Annotated in this window: 13 protein-coding genes; 9 read left to right on the forward strand and 4 right to left on the reverse strand. The window is 60.1% G+C overall.

Annotated elements, in window-relative coordinates:
* The first annotated feature begins 54 nt into the window (after positions 1–54).
* A complete protein-coding gene (locus AC0J1C_RS05670; RefSeq protein WP_473045969.1) occupies positions 55–663 on the forward strand; it encodes a methyltransferase family protein in 609 nt (202 codons plus the stop codon).
* A gap of 23 nt (positions 664–686) precedes the next feature.
* Here AC0J1C_RS05670 and djlA read toward each other — a convergent pair whose 3' ends face one another.
* Together djlA and AC0J1C_RS05680 are read right to left on the reverse strand one after the other, a co-directional pair.
* Complete coding sequence (djlA, locus tag AC0J1C_RS05675) at positions 687–1,469, reverse strand: co-chaperone DjlA (RefSeq protein ID WP_473045970.1); 783 nt, start codon at positions 1,467–1,469, stop codon at positions 687–689.
* A 48-nt stretch (positions 1,470–1,517) separates the two neighbouring features.
* Positions 1,518–4,343 (reverse strand): HD domain-containing phosphohydrolase, encoded by a 2,826-nt coding sequence (locus AC0J1C_RS05680; protein ID WP_473045971.1) that lies wholly within the window; start codon positions 4,341–4,343, stop codon positions 1,518–1,520.
* A gap of 112 nt (positions 4,344–4,455) precedes the next feature.
* Between AC0J1C_RS05680 and alkB the strand changes: the two genes are divergently transcribed.
* The gene (alkB, locus tag AC0J1C_RS05685; protein ID WP_473045972.1) at positions 4,456–5,106 is read left to right on the forward strand and encodes a DNA oxidative demethylase AlkB; all 651 of its coding nucleotides are present in this window, start codon (positions 4,456–4,458) and stop codon (positions 5,104–5,106) included.
* 17 nt (positions 5,107–5,123) lie between these two features.
* On the opposite strand, the gene AC0J1C_RS05690 is transcribed toward alkB, so the two are convergent.
* Entirely contained in the window at positions 5,124–6,404 is a 1,281-nt protein-coding gene (locus AC0J1C_RS05690) for an MgtC/SapB family protein (RefSeq protein ID WP_473045973.1), read from the reverse strand.
* Between the two features lie 165 nt (positions 6,405–6,569).
* On the opposite strand from AC0J1C_RS05690, the gene AC0J1C_RS05695 reads away from it, so the two are divergent.
* Entirely contained in the window at positions 6,570–8,057 is a 1,488-nt protein-coding gene (locus AC0J1C_RS05695; protein WP_473045974.1) for a SulP family inorganic anion transporter, read from the forward strand.
* A gap of 70 nt (positions 8,058–8,127) precedes the next feature.
* Positions 8,128–8,979: a universal stress protein gene (locus AC0J1C_RS05700; protein ID WP_473046508.1), complete on the forward strand. Its 852-nt coding sequence runs from the start codon at positions 8,128–8,130 to the stop codon at positions 8,977–8,979.
* Positions 8,980–8,998: 19 nt separating this feature from the next.
* Here the strand turns inward: AC0J1C_RS05700 and AC0J1C_RS05705 are convergent, their stop codons facing one another.
* Complete coding sequence (locus tag AC0J1C_RS05705; RefSeq protein WP_091992034.1) at positions 8,999–9,673, reverse strand: GntR family transcriptional regulator; 675 nt, start codon at positions 9,671–9,673, stop codon at positions 8,999–9,001.
* Positions 9,674–9,817: 144 nt separating this feature from the next.
* Here AC0J1C_RS05705 and dctP point away from each other — a divergent pair, with 144 nt between their 5' ends.
* The 5 genes from dctP (at position 9,818) to AC0J1C_RS05730 (ending at position 15,671) form a co-directional block, all read left to right on the forward strand.
* Positions 9,818–10,816 carry a TRAP transporter substrate-binding protein DctP gene (gene dctP, locus AC0J1C_RS05710; protein WP_375193223.1) on the forward strand — a complete coding sequence of 333 codons (999 nt, stop codon included), beginning with the start codon at positions 9,818–9,820 and terminating at the stop codon, positions 10,814–10,816.
* 83 nt (positions 10,817–10,899) lie between these two features.
* Positions 10,900–11,421: a TRAP transporter small permease subunit gene (locus AC0J1C_RS05715; protein ID WP_375193222.1), complete on the forward strand. Its 522-nt coding sequence runs from the start codon at positions 10,900–10,902 to the stop codon at positions 11,419–11,421.
* 2 nt (positions 11,422–11,423) lie between these two features.
* Positions 11,424–12,761 (forward strand): TRAP transporter large permease, encoded by a 1,338-nt coding sequence (locus AC0J1C_RS05720; protein ID WP_473045975.1) that lies wholly within the window; start codon positions 11,424–11,426, stop codon positions 12,759–12,761.
* A 22-nt stretch (positions 12,762–12,783) separates the two neighbouring features.
* Positions 12,784–14,145, forward strand: a complete 1,362-nt coding sequence (locus tag AC0J1C_RS05725; protein ID WP_375193220.1) for a malonyl-CoA decarboxylase — start codon at positions 12,784–12,786, stop codon at positions 14,143–14,145.
* Positions 14,142–15,671: a malonate--CoA ligase gene (locus tag AC0J1C_RS05730; protein ID WP_473045976.1), complete on the forward strand. Its 1,530-nt coding sequence runs from the start codon at positions 14,142–14,144 to the stop codon at positions 15,669–15,671. Before AC0J1C_RS05725 ends, AC0J1C_RS05730 begins: the two co-directional genes overlap by 4 nt.
* Positions 15,672–15,680 lie beyond the last annotated feature (9 nt).

The following is a 15,680-nucleotide window of genomic DNA, read 5'->3' on the forward strand; positions in this document are numbered from 1 at the left end:
CATCCGTGTTTTCAGGTAATAAGCTGGTGGTTTGATTCTTTGTTAGCGATCACGATGGACATCACAGAACCCCTTGTACGCCACTTTCTCGGCATTTTTTTCCTGATGATCGGCCTGCAGTTTGCTGGTCGCAGCCTTGGGCTATACAGCCGCATGCACTTTTCCCATATCAATTATGGTGAGCGTGGTTCCGCACCCTGGTGGCACAGACACATTTTCAATGTGTTCCGGGCGCTGATTCTTACCGTGTGCGTGGTGCGTATCTTTGCAGACATTGACGGCTGGCTGGGGGTGTTTGGCTGGCTGTACCAGTGGCCGGTGCTGGCGGCCGGGATGGTCCTGTTGCTCGGGTCCTTTGCGGTTGTTAACTACCTGCAGGCGTACATGCATGAGGATTGGCGTTCGGGGATCGACCCCCGCAAAAACCGCAGCAAGCTGCTTACCGAGGGGCCGTTTGCCCGATCACGCAACCCGCTGTTCATGGCCGTGATCGCCGGCCAGCTGGGATTTTTCCTGGCGCTGCCTAGCCTGTTCTCGCTGGTGTGTCTGGTGGCCGGGGTGCTGGTTATTACCCGCCAGGCCCGGGAGGAGGAAAAGGCCCTGGCGGAGAAATTCGGCGATGAATACGAGCGTTATCGGGTGAGGGTGCCGCGCTGGCTCTGAGCCGTAACGCTAACGGGTATGGCTCATGCCTGGCGTTTGCGGGCTTCCTTGATGACGTCGTAGGCGTGGCTGATTTCCCGGGTGCGCTCTTCCGCCATCTCTCGCATGCTTTCCGGTAACCCCTTGCCCGCCAGCTTGTCCGGGTGGTTTTCACTCATCAGTTTGCGGTAGGCCTTCTTGAGTTCTTCATCGCTCACCGAAGGCGACACGCCCAGCACTTTGTAGGCGTCACTGATCTGGTCGGCAGAGGACCGCTGACCGGCACCGGCCTGGCCTGAATGGGCACCACCGCGAAGCATGGCTTCCAGCTGTTCCACCTGGCTTTCCGGCAGGCCCAGCCCCCGCGCGATGCGAAGCAGCATGTCATGCTCTGCCGGGTGCACGGTGCCATCGGCGGCCACAGCGGATACCTGCACCTGAAGAAACATCTGCAGCAATGCCGGCTGGCGGCCACTGGCCTGCAGGAAGCGTCCCAGCTCAGCCTCAAGATCAAAGTCCGGTTGTTTGCCCCGGGTGAACGCCGCTTTGGCCTGGGCCTTCTGGGCTTCATTCAGGCGGAAGCGCACAAACATGGTTTCCGCCATCTGGATTTCATCCCGCGACACCACGCCATCGGCCTTGCAAAGAGCACCCATGACCGCAAAGACGGAATCGATGAACCCGGACTGGATGCTTTGCAGTTTACCGATCAGGCGGCGTTTGAGGCGATTGAGCAGGAAGGCGCCGATGGCAGCGCCCACCAGGAATCCCGGGAATCTTCCAAAGGCATAGCCAATCAGGCCGCCGACGATGATTGCAAACAGCATCCATAAATCCTTTAAAGCGGAAAACAGGCCATAGAATATACGTGTTTTTCAGTCCTGCTTCATGAACAGGCTTTCATCGACGTCATCGATCTGTTCGGGTTTCAGGAACTGCCGGGCGTAACGCCGATAGGTTCCTGACCGAATGAACAGCTCGAACACCGGGCGGTCGATGTGTCCCTCGTCGGCCATTCGATCGAGGATGGTGAGGGATTCGGTGAGGGTTTTGCCTTCCTTGTAGGGCCGGTCAACGGCCGTCAGAGCCTCGAACACATCGGCCACCGCCATGATGCGCTCGGGTATGCCCATGTCCCCGGCCGACAGGCCACAGGGATAGCCTTTGCCATCCATGCGTTCATGGTGGGTGCCGGCGAGCCTGGGAACGTTGGCCAGCCGGTCGGGAAGGGGCAGGGCGTCCAGCATGCAAATGGTCTGCACAATGTGCTCGTTGATCTTGAAGCGCTCCTCCGGCGTGAGCGTGCCCCGGGCAATCGTGAGATTGTGCAGTTCGCCCCGGTTGTAGGCGTACTCAGGCAAGGTCATGTCGAAGCCCCACTGGTTGCGGGGGTCGTCCTTGCGCACGGGCGGCAGGTGTTCGCCCCAGGCCCGGAGATGCTCGGGTTTGTCAGCAAGCAGCTGTTCGGTCGCCGGAAGGGGCGCTTCCGGGATGCCAGCCAGGGCTTCCTGTTCGTCCGGGGTCAGGCCCAGCCGGTCGTTGAAATGGCGCTGCCAGGTTCTCTTGCCAATGCGGCGTATCTCCGCAATATCCGCCTCGGCCATGAACTCGCCGCCGTGATTGGCCCGGGCAACCACAGCAAAGTCGTCCTGCAGATCCTGCCAGGCCTGCTCCCGTTCCTGCCTTGCAAGGGCGTCATCCTGGCCATTCAGTCGCTTGTTGAGGTATTCGATCTCGACGTCCCGATGGAGGACTTCGAAGCGGGTCCGGATTTCGTGGATCCGGTTATGGATGGTTTCCAGTTTAACCGCCTTGTCGACCACGTACTCCGGACTGGTGATCTTGCCGCAATCGTGTAGCCAGGCGGCGAGGTGGAATTCCTGGAGTTGTTCCTCGGTCATGGAAAACGACCGGAACGCCGGACTGTCGCTCTGGATCGCCTCATCCACCAACATTTGCGCCAGTTTGGGTACGCGCTCGCAGTGGCCTCCGGTGTAAGGGGATTTGGCGTCAATGGCGTTGGCCACGAGACGGATAATACCCTCCAGAAGGGCCTGCTGGCTTTCAATGAGCTCCCGGGTTTCGATGGCCACGGCGGCAGACCCGGCGATTTCATCCACGAACACGATCAGGTCATCGCTGAGCTGGGTATTGTCGCCGTGCTCCATCTCGATCGTGAGCACGCCGATGAGGCGTTTTCGGCGGTTGCGCAGAATGGCGAAGACCGGGTTGCCCGTGAGCTGCTGGCGGAGCAGCCGAATGATGTCGCTGTCGTCGTCATCCGAGGACACGCCTTCAATGGTTGCCGGCAGAGTGAGGTTCTGGTTCACCGCCAGGGTCAGCTGTTGGTGCTGGCGGCTGAAAAGGTAGATGCCGCCCCGGGCCTGGCCGACAATGTGCACAATCTGTTCGAGTATGTCCCGCAGCAGATTGTTCAGGTCCTGGCCCCGGTTCAGGACCGTGGCGATGCTCTGGAAGCTGCGGATGGTCCGGGCCATGTCGTCCAGGGCCACACTGAGCTGGCGGGCTTCGCGTATGTGCGAATCAGACCGGACCGGGGTATCGAACCGGAAGCGTGAAAGCCGGCTGACCTGATTGGTGAGGTGCTCCAGCGGCCGGCCCACCTGGCGCCCCAGGAACCAGCCAATAACCAGCAGGAGCAGGGCAATTACACCGGCAATCACGGTTTGCCGTGCGAGGGCCTGCCAGACTTCCGCCAACAGCTCATCCGAGGGTATGGCTACCACGATGCTCAGCCCCTCGTTTTCCAGGGCATCGAGGGATTCGGCCATGCCGTACCAGTCTTTGCCGTCTGCGCTGAACCGGGACACCGGGCTGCCATCCACGATATCGCCAGTGCCGGACAGAACCTTGCTGATGGCGGGGCCGGGCTGTTGCCGGTTGCCGGAATCGGCCAGAACCTGTTGATTGCGATTGACGATGGTAATACGTGTGTCCGGGGTCTGCCGAAGCTCGGCCAGCTGACGACTGAGGTCGGTGACCGTAACGTCGATGCCATATACTGCGCCGGTGTCGGCGGTCGCGGAAGCTGCGCGCCGAGACAGGGTAATGCCGGTTTCCTGGGTGGTGAAGAACAGGTAGGGTGCCGAAAGTTCGGTGGAATCCGAGCTCCGGGCCGCGCTGTACCAGGGCCGGGTTCGCGGGTCGTAGCGGTAGCCGGGCACACTGCGTTGTTCCAGCCGTACCATATCGGCGTTGTAGAACCGCCATTCGCCAGGGGCACCTTCCCGACCCTGGGTGATGGTCTGAAGCAGGTAACGGGTGCCCTCGGGGGCGTCCGGGAACTGCAGGGTGCCGGAGCTGAGCACCTTGCGCAAGAGTACGAAATCGCCGTCTGGATAGCCGGCGTAGACCGCGCTGACAATCTCGCTGCTGGCCAGAATGTCGGCCAGCACCGGTAACCGATCCAGGCGCTGCTCGAGGTTTTCAGCCTCGCCCAGGGCATCGTGGCTCAGTACCGCCAGGGCCGTTGAGGGCGGTGCGGTGATGGCGTGGATACGGTCGTCCACGCTGATGGCCAGCTGTCGGGCGGCGGCGCTTGCCGCTGACACCTTTGCGGCCTCCATGCCCCGGAAGCTCTGGCCAATCAATACCACGGTCAGCACCAGCATTCCCAGGGTAATGGCGGATGCGATCAGAAAAGGTAGTGACACCTGGGCTGACTGGCGTGTTCGTTCCATGGATGATCCTTGAAGGCGTGGATAGGCGTAATACCAGCGAAGGGGGCGCCCACTACTGCAAGCGTAGCCGTTGTCCGGCTTTTTTCATGCATATGCCGTAAAATCGAGAGCGATGACATCTGATCTGTTTTCCGACCAGCCCGGGGAGCTCATCCGGGAGACCATCACCGAAGGCGCTGTGGTGCTCCGGGGGTTCGCGCTTGCCAACGAACAGGCTCTGCTGCAGGCCATTGACGAGGTGAGCCAACAGGCGCCCTTCCGGCACATGAGAACCCCTGGAGGCCATGCCATGTCGGCCGCCATGAGCGCTTGTGGCCATTTGGGCTGGGTGACCGACCAGCGAGGGTATCGTTACCAGGCAGAGGATCCGGAATCGGGTAATCCCTGGCCCGCGATGCCGGGGGTGTTCCGTAGACTGGCCGCGGAGGCCGCCGAAGACGCCGGTTATCCGGGGTTCGAGCCGGACGCCTGCCTGATCAACCGCTATCAGAGAGGGGCGAAAATGGGGTTGCATCAGGACCGGGACGAGCGGGATTTCAGCCAGCCGATCGTGTCTGTTTCCCTGGGATTGCCGATGGTGTTCCAGTTTGGCGGCCGTAAACGCAGCGATCGCCCCTTGAAGGTGCCCCTGGCACACGGTGATGTGGTGGTCTGGGGCGGCCCATCCCGCCTGAACTACCACGGGGTGCTGACCCTCAAGACCGGCCACCACCCGCTGACCGGCCCCTATCGCTACAATCTCACCTTCCGTCGCGCGCTCTAGTGTCTTTTATTGGCTCCCTACTGTAGCCAGGCCGTCAACAGTCCGGCTGCGAGGGACAACACCATCGGCCCGCCGACCAGCAGCCCGATCTTGCGGTTGCCGATCACCCAGGCCATGGCTGACTTCACCAGGTTGTTCGAGGCAGCCGCCAGTACGATGCCGATAACGGCGGTGGTCATGGCCAGTGTGTCGGTGGACATGCGCGTCAGTGACAGGGTGATGGCGTCCACGTCGGCAATGCCGGAGGTGGCCGCCAGCGCATAGATACCGGCATTGCCCAGCCAGTTGCGGAGAAATTCACCCAGCAGCAGGATGACCGTAAGCAGAACGCCGAAGACCAGCGCCGAGGTCAGGTCCAGCGGGTTCTGGTTGAGGGTGGGCTGGCTGACCTCCGAGCTGTGGGTATTGCTGCGCCAGATGACAATGGCGGGCAGATAGAGAAGCACCGTCATAACGAGCACCGGCCCCACCAGGGTTGGAAGCAGGCCCGGGTTGATCACCAGGCAGTACACCAGGATGCGGGGGAACATGGTGCCGCAGGCAATCAGGATGCCGGTGGCGAACTGGGCATTAAGCTGGGGATTTTTCGACGCCTGGCGGGCGAAATGCAGAGTCAGGGCGGTGGATGAGCTGAGCCCGGCGAACAGGCTGGTAAAGAGAATGCCCTTGCGGGTACCTGCCACCCGGATGGCGAAATAGCCGACAAAGGAAATGGAGGCGATCATCACCACCATCCACCAGATTTCCCGGGGGTTGAGAACGCCGCCCGGCCCCATCGCTTCGTCCGGCAGGATGGGCAGCATGACCACGGAAATCAGCAACAGCTTCAAGGCCGCATCCAGTTCGTGCTCCATCAGCCGGTTGACCCACCCGTGAATCTTTTCCTTGTTGTCCAGGATGATTGCCGTAACCACCGCGGCGGCTGTCGCGATTACCGGGTCCACCGCCACTGCTACCGCGCCAAAGCAGAACGTGAGCACCATGCCCACCATGCCGGTGATGCTGAAGTTGCGAATGTGCTGAAGCCGCTCGCTGTAGGCGACGATGGCCATGGCCACCACGCTCACCAGCAGCACCGGAAATGCCCATTCGGTGATTTCCTCCGCCAGAAGCGCCGAGATACCGCCCAGCAGGCCCACCAGTGCAAAGGTTCGGATACCGGCAATACGCTCGCCGGATTTCTGCTCGCGGGCGTCCCAGCCTCGTTCAAGGCCGATGATGGCGCCCAGCAGAAGGGCAACGGCGAGGTTGAGGGTGGTTCGGTTTCCAGCCAGAAATTGGGCAGCAACGTCGTCCATGGGGTGGTGCAAGCTCCTGTTACGCAATGGATATCATGATCATAGCAGCCTGCGCGGGAGGTCGTTAGAGCTCTAAGAAAATACCCCTAAGAGCCTTACTTTCCGTTCAGGCGGCTGATAAGCTTCGCGGCCTCTGAAATGGTAGCAAGCTGGACATCCGAATATATGGTGAATTCCCTCAAGGCCAACTGGCTTTCGAACATCCGGGGCGATGTGCTCGCCGGTATCGTGGTGGCACTGGCGCTGATCCCGGAGGCCATCGCCTTCTCGATTATTGCCGGTGTGGACCCGAAAGTCGGTCTTTACGCCTCTTTCTGTATTGCGGTGATCATTGCCTTCGTGGGCGGGCGGCCCGGAATGATTTCGGCCGCCACGGCGGCGATGGCGGTTTTGATGGTAACGCTGGTAAAGGAGCATGGTCTGCAGTATCTGCTGGCTGCCACCCTGCTGACCGGCGTGCTGCAGGTGATCGCCGGCTATCTGAAACTCGGTAGCCTGATGCGGTTTGTATCGCGATCGGTAGTGACCGGCTTTGTAAACGCCCTGGCCATTCTCATCTTCATGGCCCAGTTGCCGGAGCTCACCAATGTGACCTGGCACGTCTATGCCATGACCGCCGCGGGGCTCGGCATCATCTACCTGTTTCCGCTGGTGCCGGTGGTGGGCAAGGTGCTGCCTTCGCCGCTGGTGTGCATCGTGGTTCTCACCGCCGTGGCGGTGGTGACGGGGCTCGATATTCGAACCGTGGGCGATATGGGCGAATTGCCGGACACCCTGCCGGTGTTCCTGTGGCCGGACGTGCCGCTGAACCTGGAAACCCTGATGATTATCCTGCCGTATTCGGTGCCTTTGGCCATCGTTGGCCTGCTGGAGTCCATGATGACCGCCACCATCGTGGATGATCTGACCGACACCACCAGCGACCGCAACCGTGAATGCAAGGGGCAGGGGATCGCCAACATAGGCTCTGGCCTGATCGGTGGCATGGCCGGCTGTGCGATGATTGGCCAGTCCATTATCAACGTTAAGTCCGGCGGCCGGACGCGTCTGTCCACCCTCACGGCGGGTCTCTTCCTGCTGGTTATGGTTCTGCTGCTGGACAACGTGCTGGTGCAGATTCCCATGGCCGCCCTGGTGGCGGTAATGATCATGGTGTCCATCGGTACCTTCTCCTGGGACTCCATCCGCAACCTTCGCAAACATCCCCTCTCCACCAACATTGTGATGCTTGTGACTGTTGTGGTGGTTGTGGCCACCCACAACCTGGCGTTTGGTGTTCTTGCCGGCGTGTTGCTGGCGGCGCTGTTCTTTGCCAACAAGGTGGGCCACTACATGCTGGTGACCTCCGAACTGGATGAAGCCACCGATACCCGGACCTACCGGGTGGTTGGCCAGGTATTTTTCAGTTCCTCGGAAAAGTTCATGGAATCCTTTGATTTCAAGGAAGCAGTCGATAATGTGGTGATTGATCTGAGTCGCGCGCACTTCTGGGACATCACCGCGGTGGGCGCCCTGGACAAGGCAGTGATCAAGTTCCGGCGTGAAGGCTCGGAGGTCCGGGTGATTGGTCTGAACGAGGCCAGTGCCACCATCGTTGACCGCTTTGGCGTGCACGACAAGCCGGACGCCGTCGACCAGTTGATGGGGCACTGATATGCCTCCGCAAGCGGTGAACGACCAAGGCCAGAAGAATAATCACGAAGAACACGAAGGCGAGGTGGAGATGTTACGAGTAGTGGCCTGTATTGACGGCTCTCAGGCCGCGCCCGCGGTGTGTGATTACGCCGCCTGGGCGAGCAGGCACATGGAAACGCCCATGATGCTGCTGCACGTGCTGGATGAGGAGCGCTACCCGGCAGAGCCGGACCTGGCCGGCAATATTGGCCTGGGCAGTCGTGAGCAGTTGCTCGAGGACCTTGCTGAGCTGGACCGCAAGCGTGCAAAGCTGGCTCTCGAACACGGCCACCACCTGCTGGATGAGGCGCAACGGAGAGTCAGCACGGCTGGCATCGAGGACGTGATCCAGCGCCAGCGCCATGGCGGGCTCGCCGAGTCTCTGCTGGCGCTGGAGAATCAGACGAGGTTGCTGGTGATGGGGCTGCATGGTGAAAGCAGTTCCGAACGGGACACCCACATTGGCAGCCAGCTGGAGACGGTGATTCGCAGCATGCATCGGCCGATTCTGCTGGTGCCGGATGAATACCGTGAGCCCCGCAGTGCCATGCTGGCCTTCGACGGCAGCGCCACGGCGTTCAAGGGTGTGGAACTGCTGGCCGGCAGTCCGGTGCTCCGGGGCATGCCCCTGCACCTGGTAATGATTGGTCCGGATACCAATGATCGCTGGGAACAGCTCAGGAAGGCCGAGAAGATGCTGGCGGGCCTGGGCACCGAGATCACCCTGGCCATTCGCGCCGGTGATGTGGAGCCGGCCCTGCACGCCTACCAGGAAGAGCACGACATCGACATCCTGGTAATGGGCGCCTACGGTCATTCCCGAATCCGGCAGTTCCTGGTGGGCAGTACCACAACCACCATGCTCAAGACTGCCGACAAACCCCTGGTGGTACTGCGCTAGCGTGAGTGTTTTTACCGGCTCAGGCAGTGGCTGGGGTGGCATGCCCGAACTTTCTGATCTGTGATACAAAGTCACTGAAGCGGGTGCCCTGGATCAGGACGTGCTCTTTCAGGGCCCGTTCAGCCTCAAGCTCATTACCGCTGGCGATGGCGTCGTAAATGCGGCGGTGCTCGGCGGCAGAATTCGAGACCCGGTTCCGGGCCTGGAGCTGGAGGCGACGATAGGGCTTCAGCCGCTGCTTGAGCTGCCTGGCTTCGGATGCCAGAAAGCCGTTGTGGCTGGCATCGTATATGCAGCTGTGGAATTCCTCGTTCTCGTAATAGTATTCGTCCGGGTCGGACATCACGTCACGATCCTCGCATCGCTCCAGGGCGGTGCGCAGCCGTTCCAGCTCGGAAGGCTGAATCCTTCTGGCGGCCAGCCGACCGCACATCCCTTCAAGTTCGGCCATGACCTCAAACATTTCGATCAACTGATCAAAGCCTACCTTCGCGACGAACGTGCCCTTTTTGGGTTTGACGATCACCAACCCGCTCACCACCAGCTGCTGAACGGCTTCCCGAATCGGTGTTCTTGAGACGTTGTATTTTTCTGCCAGCGCGTCGTGGTCGAGCTTGTCGCCGGGCAGAAGGCGCCCATTGATGATGTCTTCCTCAAGCGCGTCTTTCAGTTTCTGGGCGTTGGAGCGTTTCATAAGTCAGTGCCGGTTTGGGTGGTACGAAATCGTGATGATCATACTTTAGTCAATTCCTGTTGACATTAATATACATCAAGTCTAATGATGTATACATCAGATTTATCTGATCAATACTACAAAAACAACTTTGGAGACAAAACGATGAAAATGCCATTCGCGAAAGTGGCCATGGCGGCCTCTCTGTCTATTCTCGTTTCCGGTGTTGCCGTTGCAGAAACCGTGCTTCGGGTGTCCCATCAGTTCCCCGGTGGCAAGGGTGATGTCAGGGACGAAATGGTTCAGTTGATGGCCCGTGAAGTTGCGGCCGCGGATGTGGGCCTGGAGCTCCAGGTCTACCCGGGGCAGTCCCTGTTCAAGGCCAAGGAACAGTGGGGCGCTCTGGTGCGTGGCCGTCTTGATATGACGTCTCTGCCTCTGGACTACGCCAGCGGTCGCCATCCCGAATTTTCCGCCACCCTGATGCCGGGTCTGGTCCGTAACCACGAACGTGCCGCCCGTCTGAACGATTCAGAATTCATGGGCATGATCAAGAAAGTGATCAATGACGCCGGCGCTCGGGTTCTCGCTGACGCCTGGCTGGCCGGTGGCTTTGCCTCCAACAAGCAGTGCATCACCTCGCCGGATACCGTTCAGGGCCAGACCCTGCGCGCCGCCGGGCCGGCCTTCGACGAAATGCTGGCTACCGCTGGTGCCTCCATTGCCTCGATGCCGTCCTCGGAAATCTACACCGCGATGCAGACCGGCGTTCTTGATGGCGCCAACACCTCCTCCGGTTCCTTCGTGTCCTACCGCATCTACGAGCAGGTGACCTGCCTGACAGCCCCGGGAGAAAATGCCCTGTGGTTCATGTATGAGCCGGTACTCATCTCCGAGCGCAGCTGGAACAGCCTGAATGAAGAACAGCAGGCGGCACTGGCTGCGGCCGGCCAGAAGGCGGAAGAGTACTTCGCCAAAGAGGCGGCCGGTCTGGACCAGAAGATGATCGACGTGTTCAAGGAGAATGGTGTTGAGGTCGTCAACATGTCTCCGGAAAACTACCAGGCCTGGCTCGATATCGCCAAGAAGAGCTCCTACAAGACCTTCGCGGAAAACGTCCCCAATGGCCAGGCGCTGATTGATGCTGCACTGGCTGTCGAATAACCGGTAACTGCGCTTTCGTTCCGGTCTACCTGCTCCGGTGCTTCACCGGGGCAGGTATTCGCTTCATCTTTCGGGTTCTCTTTATGTCTGAATCTACTGGTTATCAACCAGCCGCCGGTCGGGGAGTTGTCGGCGGCTATATCCGCCTGATGGACACACTCTCGGTGGCTGTCGCCATAGTGGCGGGCTTTCTTCTTTCGCTGGGCGTTCTTTCTGTCGTGCACATGGTGTTTGTTCGCTATGTCATGGGCGAAAGTACGATCTGGCAGACGGAATTCACCACGTTTGCCATCACCGCGTCCATGTTGCTGGGCACACCCTATGTTCTGAAGACCGGAGGGCATGTTGCGGTGACCGTATTGCCGGACGCACTGCACGGCCTGCCCAAGCGCCTGATGCGAATTGCCGCCTCGCTGGTTGGCCTGGCGTTCTGTCTCGCCCTGGCCTATGGCTGCTGGTACTACTTCTACGAAGCCTACGCGTTTGACTGGACCACCGGTACGGTCTGGAACCCGCCCCTGTGGCCGGCCATTCTTCCCGTGGCCGTCGGGGCGTCCCTGTTGTCGCTGCAATATGTGGCTGAAATTCTTCGAGTGGAGCTCTGATCATGGATCCGGTTACCAGCGGTATTCTTGTTGTCATCTTCCTGCTCGTGCTCATGGCCATCGGAACGCCCATTGCCTTTGCCCTGGGTGCGGTGTCGCTCGGCGCACTGTTACTGGATCGCGGTCTCGGTGAGCTTGTCTACTTCGGGGAGACCTTCTTTGGCAGCGTGGCCTCGTTCGGCTTTGTCGCCATTCCCATGTTTATCCTGATGGGGGCCGCGGTTGCTTCGTCCCCCACCGGGCGAGACCTGTATCGATCGCTTGATCTCTGGATGGGGCGCCTGCCCGGCGGTCTGGCGATATCCAACATTGCCGCCTGCTCCATTTTTGCGGCGCTTTCCGGCTCCTCACCGGCCACCAGTGCGGCGATCGGCAAGCTCGGCATTCCTGAAATGCGTAAGCGGGGCTACCCGGACGGGGTGGCGGCGGGATGTATTGCCGCAGGCGGTACCCTCGGCATTCTCATTCCGCCCTCGGTCACCATGATTGTTTACGGTATCTCCACGGAAACCTCGATTGGCCGCCTGTTCATCGCTGGCGCCATTCCCGGACTCATGCTGGCGGTTCTGTTCATGGTCTGGACCCTGATTGCCTGCAAGCTGGCAGGGGGCTACAACACGCCCAACCCGGTTGCGCAGGTGGCGGCCCAGGTCAAGGAGAACGTCGAGGGCAACCTCAAGGCCCTGGTGCGGGTGCTCCCGTTCCTGCTGGTGGTGATGGGCATCCTGTTTGCGCTTTATGGCGGCGTGGCGACGCCCTCCGAGGCGGCGGGTGTCGGGGCCTTCCTGTGCCTGGTGCTGGCCATTGCGGTGTATCGCATGTGGCAGGCCAAACCCGTGGGCAACATCATGCGCGACGCCCTGCGGGAAAGCGTGATGATCATGCTGATCATTGCAACCGCCGAGATCTTTGCCTTTGCCCTGTCGTCCCTGTTCATTACCCAGACAGTTGCCGGTGCCATTGCGGATCTGGAGGTGAATCGCTGGGTGTTGATGGCGGTGATCAACCTGTTCCTGCTGGTGGCCGGGTTCTTCCTGCCGCCGGTGGGCGTGATCGTTATGGCCGCACCGATACTGCTGCCGATCATTGTTGCCGCGGACTTCGACCCCTACTGGTTTGCCGTCATTCTCACGATCAACCTCGAGATCGGCCTGATTACGCCACCGGTGGGACTCAACCTGTTCATCATCAAGGGGATTGCGCCGGACATTGCGTTGCGCGACATCCTGCTGGGTAGCCTGCCGTACGCGCTGTGCATGATTCTCGGCATCATCCTGCTGTGTTTCTTCCCGCAGATTGCGCTCTGGCTGCCCGATCTGATCATGGGCGCGGGTTCATGATCCCGGAAAAGGAGTGTTCCTCATGAATATGAGTTTTCTGCAGGAGCTGTTCAGCAGCATTACGCACCGGGACGCGCTGCAACGGCGGTTCGGAGGCAAGAAGAACCATTACAGCCACGGCCACATGGTAGAGGCCTGCCAGGAACTGCTGCAGAGTGATGGCGAGGCCGCCAGCATTGTCATGGCCAGCCGGGCCCTGGAAATCTATCAGTCTCTGGATGACGAGGAGAAGAAGGCGTTCTTCTGTGTCCTGGCAAAGGACTTTGCCGCCGATCCTGACAAGATTGACCAGGCTTACCGGGTGTACAGCAAAGACCGCTCCAACAAGCACCTGGCGGCGCTTTTCGAGGTGTCGGAGCCGCTGCGACAGGAACTCTTCCGCCGACTGAACCTGGGCCGTGGTGCGACCTACGAACTGGTAAAAATGCGCCAGGATTTCCTGGCGCTGATGAAAAGCCACAAGGACTTTGAACCGATCAACGCGGATTTCGTGCATCTGTTCGGCTCCTGGTTCAATCGCGGCTTCCTGGTTCTGAGGCGCATTGACTGGACAACACCCGCTTCCATCCTGGAAAAAATCATCCGGTACGAGGCGGTTCATAAGATCCAGGGGTGGGAGGACCTGCGCCGCCGGCTGGATAACCGGGACCGGCGGTGTTTCGGGTTTTTCCACCCGGCGATAGGTGATGAGCCGCTGATCTTTGTGGAGGTTGCGCTCACCAAGGGGCTGCCGGACAGGATTCAGCCCATTCTTTCCAATGACCATTACGATATCGACGACCCGGAGCTGGCCGACTCGGCCGCGTTCTTCGGAATCAGCAACTGTCAGGTTGGCCTGCGCGGCATTTCCTTTGGCAATTTCCTGATCAAGCAGGTGGTGCAGGAGCTCAAGCAGGAACTGCCCAACCTGAAGAACTTTGTCACGCTGTCGCCGCTGCCGATGTTCCGGAGCTGGCTTGAGCAGACCTATCACCCCGACTCAGGACTGCTCAAGCCGGAAGCCCAGGAGGTGCTCAGCCACCTGGACAACCCCGAGTGGATCAACCACCCGGAACTGTCTGAACGGCTGAACCAGGTTGTGCGGCCGCTCGCCGCCCGGTATCTGCTGAAGGAGAAAAACAGCGCCGGTCTCCCCATGAATCCGGTCGCCAGATTCCATCTGGGCAATGGCGCAGAGCTGCACCGGATCAACTGGCTGGGTGATGTGTCCGCAAACGGCATGAAGCAGTCGGCCGGGCTGATGGTCAATTACCTGTACGTGCTCGAGAACATTGAGCGCAACAATGAAAAATTCACTGCCAACGGTGAAATTGTCTGTTCCCCCAGTGTCCGCGAGCTGAGCAGGCTGGGTCGGAAACTGTTCAAAGGAGAAGCCGAGAAATGAATAACAACCTGTTTGCAACATTCGCAGCGAAGATGCAGGAGCGGGGAACAGCAAACTTCATTACCACGCCGGAAGGCAAGACCTACTCCTACGCTGAGGCCCTCTCCACCACCGAGCAGATCGCCGGCGCTCTCAAGAGCCTGGGCGTGGAGCCCGGCGACCGGGTGGCGGTTCAGGTCGACAAGAGCCCCGAAGCCATTCTGCTGTATCTGGCAACGCTGCGGGTCGGTGGTGTGTATCTGCCGCTGAATACCGGTTATACCGCTGATGAAATTGGCTATTTCCTGGGCGATGCGGAGCCGGCGCTGTTCGTGTGTCAGCCGGCTGCCCTGGAAGCGGCCAAAGCCATCGCGAAGGAAACCGGGTGTCCCTGCGTTGAGACGCTCGGTGTTAACGCGGATGGCTCGTTGATGGACAAGGTCGGCAAGGCCGATGCCTATACCGGAATCGAGCAGCGCGCCGACGACGATCTGGCGGCCATCCTGTATACGTCCGGTACCACCGGCCGCTCGAAGGGCGCCATGCTGACCCACAGGAACCTCGGCTCGAACTGTCAGAGCCTGGCGGAGGCCTGGCGCTTCACCGAGAAGGATCGCCTGATTCACGCCTTGCCCATTTTCCACACTCACGGTCTGTTTGTGGCGTGTAATGTCATTCTGATCACCGGTGCCAGCCTGTACTTCATGTCCAAATTCGATGTCGACATGATTATTGAGGCCATGCCCGAGGGCACTTCTCTGATGGGAGTCCCCACGTTCTACACCCGCTTGCTGCAGGACGATCGCCTGACGCCGGAGCTCACAGCCAACATGCGCCTGTTTACTTCCGGCTCGGCGCCGCTCACGGCGGAGACCCATCAACGCTTTGAAGAACGCACAGGGCACGCCATCCTCGAGCGCTATGGCATGACAGAAACCAACATGAACACTTCCAACCCCTACGACGGTGACCGCATCGCCGGCACCGTGGGAATGCCACTGCCGGGCGTGGAAATACGGATTACCGATCCGGAGGCGGGCGATCACAAACCCCTGCCAGCGGGCGAAATCGGCATGCTGGAGGTTCGCGGCCCGAACGTGTTCAAGGGTTACTGGCGCATGCCCGAGAAAACCAAAGCGGAGCTCCTGGGCGACGGATTTTTCATCACCGGTGACCTTGCCCTGATCGACGAGCGCGGCTATGTGCAGATTGTCGGGCGTGACAAGGATCTGGTGATTTCCGGCGGCTTCAACGTGTATCCCAAAGAGGTGGAGCAGGTCATTGACGCCATGCCCGAGGTCATGGAATCCGCCGTCATCGGCGTGCCGCATCCAGACTTTGGGGAGGGTGTGACCGCCGTGGTGGTGTTGTTGCCCGGTGAGAAGCTGGAAGAAGCGGATGTGATCAACGCACTGGCCGGCCACCTGGCGAAGTTCAAGCAACCCAAGCGCGTGTTCTTTGTTGAGGCATTGCCCCGCAATACCATGGGTAAGGTCCAGAAGAAGCAGCTCCGGGACGAATACAAAGACATTTACCAGGACGCCTGATTCGGGAAC

The sequence above is a fragment of the Marinobacter sp. E2 genome (assembly GCF_055755345.1).

Bases quoted from the DNA above. Each gene is read 5' to 3' on its own strand.
- AC0J1C_RS05705 (WP_091992034.1), bottom strand. From the start codon at position 9,673: ATGAAACGCTCCAACGCCCAGAAACTGAAAGACGCGCTTGAGGAAGAC.
- AC0J1C_RS05670 (WP_473045969.1), top strand. From the start codon at position 55: ATGGACATCACAGAACCCCTTGTACGCCACTTTCTCGGCATTTTTTTC.
- AC0J1C_RS05680 (WP_473045971.1), bottom strand. From the start codon at position 4,343: ATGGAACGAACACGCCAGTCAGCCCAGGTGTCACTACCTTTTCTGATC.
- AC0J1C_RS05715 (WP_375193222.1), top strand. From the start codon at position 10,900: ATGTCTGAATCTACTGGTTATCAACCAGCCGCCGGTCGGGGAGTTGTC.
- AC0J1C_RS05690 (WP_473045973.1), bottom strand. From the start codon at position 6,404: ATGGACGACGTTGCTGCCCAATTTCTGGCTGGAAACCGAACCACCCTC.
- AC0J1C_RS05695 (WP_473045974.1), top strand. From the start codon at position 6,570: ATGGTGAATTCCCTCAAGGCCAACTGGCTTTCGAACATCCGGGGCGAT.
- alkB (WP_473045972.1), top strand. From the start codon at position 4,456: ATGACATCTGATCTGTTTTCCGACCAGCCCGGGGAGCTCATCCGGGAG.
- dctP (WP_375193223.1), top strand. From the start codon at position 9,818: ATGAAAATGCCATTCGCGAAAGTGGCCATGGCGGCCTCTCTGTCTATT.
- AC0J1C_RS05720 (WP_473045975.1), top strand. From the start codon at position 11,424: ATGGATCCGGTTACCAGCGGTATTCTTGTTGTCATCTTCCTGCTCGTG.
- AC0J1C_RS05730 (WP_473045976.1), top strand. From the start codon at position 14,142: ATGAATAACAACCTGTTTGCAACATTCGCAGCGAAGATGCAGGAGCGG.
- AC0J1C_RS05725 (WP_375193220.1), top strand. From the start codon at position 12,784: ATGAATATGAGTTTTCTGCAGGAGCTGTTCAGCAGCATTACGCACCGG.
- AC0J1C_RS05700 (WP_473046508.1), top strand. From the start codon at position 8,128: ATGTTACGAGTAGTGGCCTGTATTGACGGCTCTCAGGCCGCGCCCGCG.
- djlA (WP_473045970.1), bottom strand. From the start codon at position 1,469: ATGCTGTTTGCAATCATCGTCGGCGGCCTGATTGGCTATGCCTTTGGA.